This is a genomic window from Streptococcus pseudopneumoniae (assembly GCF_001076775.1).
GTDB classification, from domain to species: domain Bacteria; phylum Bacillota; class Bacilli; order Lactobacillales; family Streptococcaceae; genus Streptococcus; species Streptococcus pseudopneumoniae_G.
In genome coordinates this window covers 54,672-66,554 of sequence record NZ_JVGV01000029.1, presented here as the reverse complement: position 1 = coordinate 66,554, position 11,883 = coordinate 54,672, and the positions used below count along the sequence as shown (strand labels likewise).

12 protein-coding genes and 3 pseudogenes are annotated in these 11,883 nt (G+C 35.0%); 14 read left to right on the top strand and 1 reads right to left on the bottom strand.

Features of this window, described 5'->3' with window-relative positions; genetic code table 11:
- Positions 1-31: 31 nt before the first annotated feature.
- Positions 32-1,380, bottom strand: a protein-coding gene (locus ADJ60_RS11240) for an IS3 family transposase (RefSeq protein WP_152907437.1) whose coding sequence is annotated in 2 segments (ribosomal slippage) — positions 32-939 and positions 939-1,380 — 1,350 coding nt in all. Because the reading frame shifts where the segments join, the coding sequence is not laid out codon by codon here.
- A 58-nt stretch (positions 1,381-1,438) separates the two neighbouring features.
- On the opposite strand from ADJ60_RS11240, the pseudogene ADJ60_RS08900 reads away from it, so the two are divergent.
- The 14 genes and pseudogenes from ADJ60_RS08900 to ADJ60_RS11525 all read left to right on the top strand — a co-directional run.
- Positions 1,439-2,017: pseudogene (locus ADJ60_RS08900) on the top strand (CPBP family intramembrane glutamic endopeptidase); the annotation flags it as partial.
- A gap of 355 nt (positions 2,018-2,372) precedes the next feature.
- Positions 2,373-2,990, top strand: coding sequence for an RpiB/LacA/LacB family sugar-phosphate isomerase (locus ADJ60_RS08895; protein WP_049544634.1), 618 nt, complete (start codon positions 2,373-2,375; stop codon positions 2,988-2,990).
- A 203-nt stretch (positions 2,991-3,193) separates the two neighbouring features.
- Entirely contained in the window at positions 3,194-4,000 is an 807-nt protein-coding gene (locus ADJ60_RS08890) for an alpha/beta fold hydrolase (RefSeq protein ID WP_049544633.1), read from the top strand.
- Between the two features lie 11 nt (positions 4,001-4,011).
- Positions 4,012-4,140: pseudogene (locus tag ADJ60_RS11235) on the top strand (ADP-ribosylglycohydrolase family protein); the annotation flags it as partial.
- A gap of 208 nt (positions 4,141-4,348) precedes the next feature.
- On the top strand, positions 4,349-4,729 hold the full coding sequence (locus ADJ60_RS08885; protein WP_049502574.1) for a GntR family transcriptional regulator: 381 nt from the start codon (positions 4,349-4,351) through the stop codon (positions 4,727-4,729).
- Positions 4,722-5,570 carry an ABC transporter ATP-binding protein gene (locus ADJ60_RS08880; RefSeq protein ID WP_049502573.1) on the top strand — a complete coding sequence of 283 codons (849 nt, stop codon included), beginning with the start codon at positions 4,722-4,724 and terminating at the stop codon, positions 5,568-5,570. Before ADJ60_RS08885 ends, ADJ60_RS08880 begins: the two co-directional genes overlap by 8 nt.
- Entirely contained in the window at positions 5,570-6,199 is a 630-nt protein-coding gene (locus ADJ60_RS08875; RefSeq protein WP_049544632.1) for an ABC-2 transporter permease, read from the top strand. The genes ADJ60_RS08880 and ADJ60_RS08875 overlap by 1 nt, the downstream gene beginning before the upstream one ends.
- 43 nt (positions 6,200-6,242) lie before the next feature.
- The gene (locus tag ADJ60_RS08870; RefSeq protein ID WP_049544631.1) at positions 6,243-7,097 is read left to right on the top strand and encodes an ADP-ribosylglycohydrolase family protein; all 855 of its coding nucleotides are present in this window, start codon (positions 6,243-6,245) and stop codon (positions 7,095-7,097) included.
- Positions 7,098-7,208: 111 nt separating this feature from the next.
- Positions 7,209-8,090 (top strand): diacylglycerol/lipid kinase family protein, encoded by an 882-nt coding sequence (locus ADJ60_RS08865; protein WP_049544630.1) that lies wholly within the window; start codon positions 7,209-7,211, stop codon positions 8,088-8,090.
- Between the two features lie 63 nt (positions 8,091-8,153).
- Positions 8,154-8,645 carry a hypothetical protein gene (locus ADJ60_RS08860; RefSeq protein ID WP_004254407.1) on the top strand — a complete coding sequence of 164 codons (492 nt, stop codon included), beginning with the start codon at positions 8,154-8,156 and terminating at the stop codon, positions 8,643-8,645.
- A gap of 176 nt (positions 8,646-8,821) precedes the next feature.
- The gene (locus ADJ60_RS08855) at positions 8,822-10,564 is read left to right on the top strand and encodes a glycoside hydrolase family 13 protein (protein ID WP_049544629.1); all 1,743 of its coding nucleotides are present in this window, start codon (positions 8,822-8,824) and stop codon (positions 10,562-10,564) included.
- A 119-nt stretch (positions 10,565-10,683) separates the two neighbouring features.
- Positions 10,684-10,995, top strand: a complete 312-nt coding sequence (locus tag ADJ60_RS08850; RefSeq protein ID WP_045611677.1) for a hypothetical protein — start codon at positions 10,684-10,686, stop codon at positions 10,993-10,995.
- Positions 10,996-10,998: 3 nt separating this feature from the next.
- Positions 10,999-11,715, top strand: a complete 717-nt coding sequence (locus ADJ60_RS08845) for an alpha/beta hydrolase (RefSeq protein ID WP_049544628.1) — start codon at positions 10,999-11,001, stop codon at positions 11,713-11,715.
- Between the two features lies 1 nt (position 11,716).
- Positions 11,717-11,830 (top strand): annotated as a pseudogene (locus ADJ60_RS11525) (type II toxin-antitoxin system death-on-curing family toxin); the annotation flags it as partial.
- Positions 11,831-11,883: the final 53 nt, after the last annotated feature.

Below are 11,883 nucleotides of genomic sequence, written 5' to 3'. Positions count from 1 at the left end.
TGTACTGACCCCAAAAAGTTAGACAATTAATTTATCCGAAGGATTTAGTTCTGTATTGCACAGGACTGAGTCCTTTTAGTTTTACCTTAATTCGTTTATTGTTGTAGTAATCAATATAGTCTACAATGGCTTGTTCCAATTGGTTGAGCGACTCAAATGACTTCTCATAACCATAAAACATCTCCGATTTCAGAATACCAAAGAAAGATTCCATCATGCCGTTGTCTGGGCTGTTACCTTTACGTGACATGGATGCTTGAATTCCCTTACCCTCTAGAAACTGATGATAAGAATCGTGTTGATATTGCCAGCCTTGGTCACTATGGAGAATCGTATTCTCGTAGCGCTTCTCTGTGAATGCTTGTTCCAACATTGTTTTTACTTGTTCTAAGTTGGGTGAAGTTGAAAGATTATAGGCGATAATTTCGCTATTAAAGCCATCTAAAACTGGTGATAAGTAAAGCTTTTGAGCGCTTGCTGGAATGGCAAATTCTGTCACGTCCGTATAACACTTTTCCATTGGTTTAGCTGCTTCAAATTGGCGTTGAATAAGGTTGTCTGCTTTCTTGCCAACATCTCCTTTATGAGAAGAATACTTGCGTTTCTTGCGGATTCTAGCTTGTAAATTGAGCACTTTCATCAAGCGTTGAACTCTTTTATGATTGACCACATAACCACGATTTCTTAATTCTAAATGGATTCGACGATAGCCGTAATTTCCTTTTTGTTCGGTAAAAATAGCTTGAATTTCAGCTTTAAGCTTTTGATCCTTATCTGGTTTGTCTAGCTGTTTCAAATGATAGTAGTAGGTCGAACGAGCGAGTTTAATGGTTTTTAGAAGAATATCTAACGAAAAATCAGTGATTAATTCTTGAACAATTTCTGTCTTTCTTCTTTCTCTTTTTCCTCCTTCAAGCGGAGTTCTCTCAACTTTTTTAGGACAGCATTCTCCGCTCTCAGATACTCGTTTTCTGCTTGAAGTCGTTCTAACTCTGTCATCTCTTCGGGTTTCTTCTTTGGTTTACGTCCCATTTTAGGTACTCTCCCTCTTGTTTTCTCAACAATAGTATACCCGTTTTTCTTGTATTGTGCCATCCAATTTGGAAGCATACCACGATTTGGGAGAGCATATTCGAGAGAAACTCTATCTTGAGACCAGTTTTCATGTAGGACTTTATCAATCATTTCTTGTTTTAATTCAGGAGAATAGTAACGATTTTTTTCTTTTTTGACGAACTCTATTCCATAACGATCAATCAATTTAATCATGTACCTAATATTAGAATTGTTTATCCCAAATTTATTTGAAAGCTTCTCTAAGCTATATCCTTGTTTTCTAAGTTCATAGATCTGAACTTTATCATCATAAGTTAATTTCATAATAAAAACACCCCAAAAGTTAGATTTTTTCTGTCTAACTTTTGGGGTGCAGTTCACTATTGCAAGTGGCTTTTATTTGAAAAGTAATAATATAAAATTTAAACATTTTGTATTTAATAAAAGAAAAAATAGTAGTATTTATTTCATTATTCATTTGTTAGCAATTTTGATACTATTCTCTGTATCTTCCTTAGAATTAAACGGAGTATCAATTTATCTGATGCCACTATTCTTTATACAATTAATTTTTTTTGGTGGTGGACATGAAGAATTAGGATGGAGAGGTATATTACAACCGTTACTTGATAAAAAATATACTTATTGGCAATCTAATTTGATTGTAGGTTCAATATGGGGAATTTGGCATCTGCCTTTATGGTTTATAGTTGGAGAAAGTCATCAAGGATTTCCTTTTATTTTATTTTTTATGTATACATTATTTTTAAGTTTTGTTTTAGGGCTTCTTTATCGTCAAACGAAATCTGTGGGGTACTGTCTATTATTTCATGCGTTCGCAAATTTGTTAAATCTCTATTTTATGTTAAAAATTAATCTTATTTTTATTATCATTTTTATTGGTTATTTGATTTATACAATATTGGCGAGTAATAGAATTAGTAAGAAAACAACATTTTAAAATTTAGATCAGGATATCCATTATTAAAAGTAACGATTTGCTAATTAGATGATCTATGTTAGAGAATTTTCTATTATAATTTAAAGTGGAGTGATGAATGTCGTTTCTTTTGGAAGTGGCGAAAATCTTTCCGTTCCACAGTATCATTTTAAAATGATTTTTATTTCCTTTTGTTTATTAGTATAAAGGAAAAATATTATCATATGTGGAGGCGGTAGTTTTGATGTCAAAAGTTGCAACCAGTGAATAAATGAAGTGTAGAAAATAAAGGCTTGTTCAATTCAATATATGATGAATTACCGGCACCCAAACCAAAGAAAAAGAAATAATTAAATTAGAAGTTGTAGGGGGAAGAATGAGAATCGGAGTTATTCAAGCAAGTTCGCAAGCGAGCAAAAATCAAATAATCTATGATGCTGTTTTAAAGTATGCTCCAAAGAAATCTGAGGTTATAAATTTTGGCTGTACGATGGAAGAAAATGGAAAATACTCGTATATAGAAATTTCTATTCTTATAGGTATCTTGTTGGCAAGTAGGACAGTTGATTTCGTTGTTACGGGCTGTTCTTCCGGACAAGGAATGATGCTTGCTTGTAATAGTATGCCTGATGTCATTTGCGGGTATGCACCTACACCGAAGGATGCCTATTTATTTGCTCAGATTAATAATGGAAATGCGATATCATTACCATTAGGTGAAGATTATACATGGTCAGGTACTGAAAATCTTGAAAAAACAATAGAAGCTCTTTTCTCAGAGCCATTTGGGCAAGGATACCCTAAAAGTGAGGCAGAGAGAAAGATAAGAGATGCCGAGCAACTTAAAGAGATAAGAAGAATCGGACAGGTTCAGTTTAAAGAATTAGTAAATATACTAGATATATCACTGCTTGAATCAATCAAGAGGAAACAGAATGTAATTCAGAATGTAAAGGCGTATGGGAAGAAAGAAATAGCTGATTTAATGAAATGAGTAAATCACAGTTTGTCGGGGTAATACCTTTTAACGATAACCTTATGCTATCGTCAAAAGGTTTATAGACATGTTCCCACATACATGTTCACTTGGCATACATAGTGTTCACTCGTTTTATGTCGAGTATGTGGTACTGCTTTTAAGAGCTGATTGAACAAGGAAAACTAGCTAGTGAAAGTTCTACAGTAAGGAGTTTAAACATGAAATTCCATGAATTTGGGGATAAGAATTTACCTCCTATCTTACTAATACACGGTGGCGGCAGTTCTTGGTGGAATTATCTTCGTCAAGCACGTATCTTGTCAGAAAAATACCGTATTATTCTACCCACTTTGAATGGCCACGGCGAGGAATATCAACTTGATTATGTTTCTACTGAAGATTCTGCTTTGGAGATTCTAGACTATATCAAAGCAAACTGTAGTGGGAAGTTGTTTGCAATCGGTGGTGTTTCACTTGGTGGTCAAATTGCCATGGAGCTTTTGTCTTTAGACAGTGAAATTGCTGAGAAGGCCATTATAGACGGAAGCCTCTGTATTCCTCAACCAAGGTTAGCTAAAATCAGTATCTTTCTGGTGTCTCTATTTGGTAAACTGATGTTCAATAAATTCTCTTGCAAACTTCAGTTAAGCATGATGAACAAACTCTATCCTAAACTGGCTTATCCAGAGGAAATAAAAACTTATTATTTGGAGGATCTGCCAAGGACACCTGTCAAAACATTGGTAACCATTTACAAAAACTATATGGGGCGTTACAAGCTGAAAGATATGATTTCTGCTAGCAAGGCTCAGGTTCTGTATATCTATGGTGAAAAAGAATTGAACTGTGTGAAAGAATCAGCGAAATTATTTCATCAGCTACATTCAAATACAATTTTGTATGAAGCAAAGGGCTATAACCACGGCTATTTATCAGCTTACCTGCCTCATGAGTGGATTGATTTGGTGGTGCCATTTTTAAAGAGTGATTTATTAGAAATGTGTAACGAATCTGATATGCCATAAGGAGGAAACGGATGCTAGGAGCAATAGTTGGAGACATTGTAGGTTCCGTTTACGAATGGAACAATATCAAAACGAAGGACTTTCCTTTATTCAGGGAAGACTGCTTTTTCACTAACGATACGATTATGACTTATGCTGTTGATGGTGAAAACGTATAAAACTGTTAACGAAAGTGATTAAGAAAAGCCTTGATTGTAAGGCTTTTTGTTATATAAAAAATTTAAAGTGAAAAGGAATCAATTTAAACAATAATGTGTCTCATACAGATTGTTAAATATTGAACTTATATAGCTGTTATGATATAATATAAACAGAGATAACAGTTGGATAGTTAGGAGGATATGGAGGGTGAATATACAGATTGATAATTCAAGTGATAATCCGATTTATTTACAGATTAAAAATCAAATAAAGGCTCAGATTATTTTGGGAGAATTAAAGGTTGGCGAGCAATTACCATCAATCAGATTTTTAGCTAAAGAACTTCGAGTGAGTATGATAACTGCTAAAAGAGCTTTTGATGAACTAGAACTTGATGGTTTCATTAATTCAGTTCAAGGTAAAGGTAATTTTGTTGCAGCTCAAAATAAAGAGCTTATTCGAGAAGAATATTTGAAACGAATCGAATCAAAAATGCAAGATATTCTTGAGCTTTCAGCGATTGCAGGTGTTACCAATGATGAGTTGGTAGAGATGTTTAGTAGTTATATGGAGGGAAAATATGAGTGATTTTGCTATTGAAATCAAAAACTTGGTTAAAAAATTTGATGACTTTACATTAGGACCGATAGATTTTTCTATTCCTAAAGGCTCTATTGTCGGATACATTGGCCAAAACGGGGCTGGTAAAAGTACAACCATAAAATTATTGTTAGGATTACTTAAGAAAGACTCAGGAGAAATTAAAATTTTAGGTTATGATAATCCTAATAGTCTTGAATTGAAAGATAAAATTGGAGTAGTGTTTGATGATTTATTAGTGCCGGAAGAAATGACACTCGTTGATTTGGAAAAATTTTGTTCAAGGGTATATTCAAAATGGGACAGAGAATTTTTCTATCAATTAAAAAAGAAATTTAAATTATCTGAAAAACAGGCTATTCAAAGTTATTCTCGTGGAATGAGAATGAAATTATCGATGGCAGTAGCTTTATCTCATAAAGCAGAAATTCTCATTTTGGATGAAGCTACAAGTGGATTGGATCCGATTGTACGGGACGAAATTTTAGATTTTCTTCTTGACTTTATTCAAGATGAAAATCATACAATTTTAATATCGTCACATATCCTATCAGATTTAGAGAAAGTGGCGGATTATATTGCTTTTATCAATGATGGTAAAGTACTTTTTGTTGAATCAAAGGATGAACTCAAAGAAAACTATGCTATCTGTACTTTATCTAATGAAGAAGTTAAAAATCTTGATGAGGAAGCTATAATTGGGAGAAGGATACACGCATTTGGACAAGAGATGCTTGTTAAAAGAAATTTTATTCCAGATGGAATCAGATTACAAAAACCTTCTATCGAAGATATTATGATATATTTTTTGAAAGGAGATAAAAGATAATGACTGCATTGATATTAAAAGATATAGCTACTTTAAAGAAAACACTACTATTAACGATTACTCTCTGTATTGCACTCATTGTTTATGGGATATATGAAAATGAAATTTTTATGATACCGCTTATTTGTACTATGATACCGTTAATTTTAACTGCTATCGCTTTTGGCTATGATACGAGATCGAAGTTTGAACAATTTGCCTTTTCCATGCCCATTAAAAAGAGTAGCTTTGTACTAAGTAAATTGTTTTTTGCGTTTGTTTTTGGATTAGTAGGTTCAGTTTGTTTATTTGTTCAATTGGTAATAAAAAAAGAGATGTTAATAGACAGCATCATATTTATCTCACTAATTACATTAGTTGTAAGTATTTTGATATCAGCTATTCAACTTCCGTTTATCCTTAGGTACGGAGCTGAAAAAGGTAGGCTGATTATGGTTATAACATACTTTACAGTATTTGCTCTATCTAGTTTTTTTAAAGCAAAATCAGATTTACTGACTAATGTTGTGGAGTTTTTCTTAAAGAATTCGAGTTTAATGATTTTTATTGGAATGGTTTTTGTCAGTATTGTTATCATAGGAATTGCTATAAAAATATCTATTTTAATTATGGAAAAAAAAGAATACTAGAGAAGTTGAGAGTAGATTATAAAAACTTAGAAGGAGGAATCTGATGCTAGGAGCAATCGTTGGAGATATTGTCGGTTCTGTTTACGAGTGGAACAATATCAAAATGAAGGGCTTTACTTTATTTCGGAAGGACTGCTTTTTTACAGATGATACGGTTATGACCTGTGCTGTTGCAGAAGCGATTATGAACGGGGGACAAAAAGACGACTTCATTGACGCGATGAAGAAATATGGCAGACTGTATCCGAATGCTGATTACGGTGCTCGGTTTAATGCATGGCTAAATAGCGATAACCGTGAGCCTTATAATAGCTTTGGGAATGGATCAGCTATGCGTGTTTCTCCATGTGCTTGGGTCATGGACTGTGGTTTTTATGCGAGAACTGGTATGTGGCCATCATCTAGAGGACTTGCGTGTCTTTCTGCAGAGGTAACCCATAATCATCTAGAAGGTATTAAAGGTGCAATGGCTACAGCTGATGCTATTTTTCTATGTCGTTTTTACTTTGGTAGTTATTGTAGAGAATACGAGCAATCAATTAACGACAATCCTAGGGAGTGTAAAAGACGGATTAAGGATTATATAGAGAAGGAATACGGCTACAATCTATCTCAAACTTTAGATGAAATCCGTCCTAACTATCGTTTTAACGAAACATGTCAGGAAACTGTCCCTCAAGCCATTATCGCCTTTCTTGAGAGTACAGATTTCGAAGATGCGATAAGAAATGCCATCTCACTTGGTGGCGACAGTGATACACTCGCAGCAATCACTGGCAGCATTGCCGAGGCAGCTTATGGTATTCCTGACTGGATAAAGGATAAGGCCTTTTCTTACTTGGATGCCCCCTTAAAAGCTGTAGTTATGCGATGGGAAAATAGAATAAAATTATATTAATCTCCAGTACGTCATATTTCTCTTTTCTGTATTTTCATTGTATAATGAGAGTACATTTAGTTGCATACGACGAAATGTAAACATTTCTATTTAAAATTAAGGAGAACATTAATGAAAAAGGCAATGTTAATTATCAACCCTACCTCTGGTGGGGAGAAGGCTTTAGATTACAAAGAAAAGCTGGAGAATAAAGCAAAAGAATATTTTGAGCACGTAGAAACCAAAATTACCGAAAAAGCTTTGGATGCAACACATTTTGCTAAAGAAGCTTCTCGTGAGCAGTACGATGCAGTGGTTGTGTTTGGTGGAGATGGGACTGTCAACGAAGTCATTTCGGGTATTGCTGAGAGAGACTACATTCCTAAGTTAGGGATTATCCCAGGCGGTACGGGTAACCTCATTACAAAACTTTTGGAAATCAATCAAGACATCGATGGCGCAATTGATGAACTCGATTTTAACTTAACCAATAAGATTGATATCGGAAAAGCGAATGACAATTATTTTGGTTATATCTTTAGTATCGGTTCTCTACCTGAAGCGATTCACAATGTTGAAATTGAAGATAAGACAAAATTTGGTATTCTTGCCTATGCTGTAAATACCATGAAGTCTGTCATGACGGATCAGGTCTTTAACATTAAGGTTGAGACAGAAAATGGAAATTATGTTGGTGAAGCGAGCCATGTTTTGGTTCTCTTGACAAATTACTTCGCTGATAAGAAAATCTTTGAAGAAAACAAAGACGGCTATGCCAATATTTTGATTCTGAAAGATGCGTCTCTATTCTCCAAATTATCCGTCATCCCTGATTTACTAAAAGGAGATGTTGTCGGCAATGATAATATTGAGTATATCAGAGCGCGTAATATTAAAATCTCTTCAGATAGTGAGTTGGAGTCAGACGTTGATGGCGATAAATCGGATAACCTACCTGTAGAAATAAAAGTTCTAGCTCAGCGAGTTGAAGTATTTTCAAAACCGAAAGAGTAGAAGGTAAAAATTAGTTTATTATTCACAACGAAATTAAGTTCTATATCAACGATTGGAGGAGGAATGAATTCTCTATTTGATGAATTTCGAACAATTTGTTCTCATTTAAACCAAGTCGGAATCACTCCGACGCTCATGGGGTCTTTGGGGTTTGAATACCGATCAAATGAAGAATGGGGGCCGTCTGACATTGACATTCATGTGCCTGGTGACCCTAGAGGTTGGGAAGCACCCGATCATCTCAGAATTTATGAGTGGGACAAGATAATGAAAGTGATGAAACACTTAGGCTACGCCTTAATAGATATTCATGAGCATGAATTCAAAAAAGATGGTCTGAGTGTTGAGTTCGGAAGTATCGATTCTTTACCTGATTTTGCAGGAGTTTCGGAATCGGATATAGAGCTGATTCATCTCGAAAACATCACTTTTCGCGTTCCAAGTTTGGAACAGTTTTTAAGTATTTACAAGGCTTCTTCCCAAGATTCCTATCGAAATGATCACAATAACAATAAGGATTTTAAAAAAATAGAGTGGTTGCAAAGATATTTGTAAATCATTATTTGAAAAGTAGCAAGTTGTAAGACTGGCTGCTTTTTTATTTATAGAACCAAACCACTAGAATCTACGGACAAGCCTTGAAAATAAAATACGAAAGTAGTATACTAGAATCACAATTATGAAAACGTTTGCGTCGTAAATGCAACCAAGTAAATCAGGAGACAAATACAGTGGAATTAACAGCCATTTACCATAGACCTGAGTCGGAGTATGCCTATCTTTATAAGGATAAGAAACTCCATATTCGGATTCGAACTAAGAAAGGGGATATTGAGAGTATCACCTTGCATTATGGTGACCCTTTTATCTTTATGGAGGAGTTTTATCAAGATACAAAAGAAATGGTCAAGATAACTTCTGATACCTTATTTGATTATTGGCAGGTTGAAGTGTCCGTTGACTTTGCACGTATCCAGTATCTCTTTGAACTCAAGGATACAGAAGGTCAAAGTATTTTGTATGGCGATAAAGGGTGTGTGGAAAATTCTCTAGAAAATCTTCATGCTATTGGAAATGGATTTAAGTTGCCTTATATACATGAGATTGATGCATGTCAGGTTCCTGACTGGGTTTCAAATACAGTATGGTATCAGATATTTCCTGAGAGATTTGCCAATGGAAATGCTTTATTAAACCCAGAAGGGGCTTTAGACTGGGATTCATCTATCACACCTCAAAGTGATGATTTCTTTGGTGGTGATTTACAGGGGATTATTGACCATCTGGATTATTTGCAAGACTTGGGCATTACTGGACTTTATCTTTGTCCTATCTTTGAATCTACGAGCAATCACAAGTACAATACGACGGATTACTTTGAAATTGACCGTTATTTTGGAGACAAGGAGACCTTTCGGGAACTGGTCAAGCAAGCTCATCAGCGTGGCATGAAAATCATGCTGGATGCTGTATTTAATCATATTGGTTCGCAATCGCCTCAATGGCAAGATGTTGTCGAAAACGGTGAGGAGTCTGCTTATAAAGATTGGTTCCATATTCAACAATTTCCAGTGATGACTGAAAAACTAGCCAACAAGAGAGAGTTGCCTTATCATGCTTTTGGTTTCGAGGACTATATGCCTAAGCTAAATACAGCCAATCCAGAGGTCAAGGAGTATCTTTTAAAGGTTGCGACTTATTGGATTGAAGAGTTTGATATTGATGCTTGGCGTTTGGATGTGGCTAATGAGATTGACCATCAGTTCTGGAGGGATTTTCGCAAGGCAGTTTTAGCTAAAAAGTCTGATCTTTATATCCTTGGAGAAGTCTGGCATACGTCTCAGCCTTGGCTAAACGGAGATGAGTTTCACGCGGTCATGAATTATCCTTTATCTGATAGCATCAAGGACTATTTCTTACGAGGTGTTAAGAAGACAGACCAATTCATTGATGAAATCAATTGCCAGTCTATGTATTACAAGCAGCAGATTTCAGAAGTTATGTTTAATCTCTTGGATTCGCATGATACAGAACGAATCTTGTGGACGGCCAATGAGGATGTTCAACTGGTCAAATCAGCCCTAGCCTTTCTCTTTTTACAAAAGGGAATACCGTGCATTTATTACGGAACCGAGTTAGCTTTAACCGGAGGACCAGACCCAGATTGTCGACGTTGTATGCCTTGGGAACGTGTATCAAGTGACAATCATATGCTGAATTTCATGAAGCAGCTGATTAATATTAGAAAACAAGCGTCATCAACCATTCAGCATGGTCAGTATAGCCTAAAAGAAATCAAACCAGATCTAGTAGCTTTGGAATGGAAATACGATGGACAAATTCTTAAAGCTATCTTTAACCAATCAAAAGATGATTATCTTTTAGAGAAAGAAGCAGTATCACTAGCAAGCAATTGCCAAGAATTAGAGAATCAGCTTGCCATCTCTCCAAAAGGATTTGTGATTTTTCATTAAAGAGCAATTAAGAGTGACAGGAAAATTGTAGTATAGAGAGCATTTTACAAACAGACTATTTGTCGTCTTGCTACAATTGGTATATAATTTAACTTAAAGAAAATAGGAGGACTAATCGAATGGAATTAAAAGATTTTACAGAAAAAGAACAGGAAATGATTAAGAAGGGGCTTACGACGTCTAAGATTAGTGACAAGGAAACTGCTGAGAAGATTCTTGCACTAGTACCACAAGACTTGATTAAGAGAATCCCATTTTTCGTCAGAAAACATGCTACGACACGTACGATCAAACGAATTTCTATTGAACACCCTGAGCTCTACGCAGCAGCTCAAACAAGTGGTGAAATTCCAGAAAAAGAACGCGAAGAATTGCAGCAAATTATCACGACTATCTTTGAACAAAAGATGAATAAGCATAGTATTAAGTAGAGAATGAAAAAATATTTTATTGGAGGTCTGGGAAGCAATTTCTATCATAGCAAGGATTTTCTTCAAGAACTAGATTCGCAGATTTATTTTCTAAATCCATATGAAAAGCATCTTCGAGATGAAACAGAATTGAAATCATGGTTTAAAAATGAGATTGTAGAGGAAGAATCTATATGTCTGATAGGTCATTCTCTTGGAGGAGATTTGGCGCGTTATCTTGCATCGGAATTTTATGAAGTGACAAAACTGATTCTTTTGGATGGTGGCTATCTAGATTTAGATAAGATTTTACCTTTAGATACAGAGTTAGAGGAAACTAAAAACTATATTGAATCTCAAGTCGTTTCGGACTTAAATCTTCTTATTTCTAAAGAAAAATCTGAAGCAAAGCATTGGTCAGAAAATATGGAGAAAGCCGTAAGACAGTCCTATCACTGGAATTCTGAGTATAATAGATATGAGTTATCTATAAACTATGAAAATATAGAAGCGATACTCCGCCTACGGAGGAAAATACAAGCTTTTAAAAGAGAAGTGGGAGATACCTTGTTTATCAGTCCTTGCTATTCTAATGAAGCTACATGGAGAGAGGAAGCCTTAAAAGAATTGCCAGATTATTTTGATACTATTTTTCTAGAGAACTTTGGCCATGAGCTTTATACTGAAGCACCTAGAGAAGTTGCTAGTCTGATTAATGAGTGGCTCGCTTATTCTCAATGAGCTACTTGTATTGCTTGAAAAAAAGCATGTTTTTGCCAATGCTAATAAACGAACTGCTTTATTCGTTTTGGTGAAATTTATACAATTAAATGGCTATCGTTTTTCTGTTACCATTAATCGTTAAGATACATTAAAAAGAACTAGTGGACTAGTTCTTTTTATATCCGC

What these genes read in the sequence shown, in the direction of transcription:
- ADJ60_RS08860 (WP_004254407.1), top strand. Translation starts at nt 8,154, where the DNA reads ATGAATTCTCTATTTGATGAATTTCGAACAATTTGTTCTCATTTAAAC.
- ADJ60_RS08850 (WP_045611677.1), top strand. Translation starts at nt 10,684, where the DNA reads ATGGAATTAAAAGATTTTACAGAAAAAGAACAGGAAATGATTAAGAAG.
- ADJ60_RS08880 (WP_049502573.1), top strand. Translation starts at nt 4,722, where the DNA reads ATGAGTGATTTTGCTATTGAAATCAAAAACTTGGTTAAAAAATTTGAT.
- ADJ60_RS08895 (WP_049544634.1), top strand. Translation starts at nt 2,373, where the DNA reads ATGAGAATCGGAGTTATTCAAGCAAGTTCGCAAGCGAGCAAAAATCAA.
- ADJ60_RS08890 (WP_049544633.1), top strand. Translation starts at nt 3,194, where the DNA reads ATGAAATTCCATGAATTTGGGGATAAGAATTTACCTCCTATCTTACTA.
- ADJ60_RS08845 (WP_049544628.1), top strand. Translation starts at nt 10,999, where the DNA reads ATGAAAAAATATTTTATTGGAGGTCTGGGAAGCAATTTCTATCATAGC.
- ADJ60_RS08870 (WP_049544631.1), top strand. Translation starts at nt 6,243, where the DNA reads ATGCTAGGAGCAATCGTTGGAGATATTGTCGGTTCTGTTTACGAGTGG.
- ADJ60_RS08865 (WP_049544630.1), top strand. Translation starts at nt 7,209, where the DNA reads ATGAAAAAGGCAATGTTAATTATCAACCCTACCTCTGGTGGGGAGAAG.
- ADJ60_RS08875 (WP_049544632.1), top strand. Translation starts at nt 5,570, where the DNA reads ATGACTGCATTGATATTAAAAGATATAGCTACTTTAAAGAAAACACTA.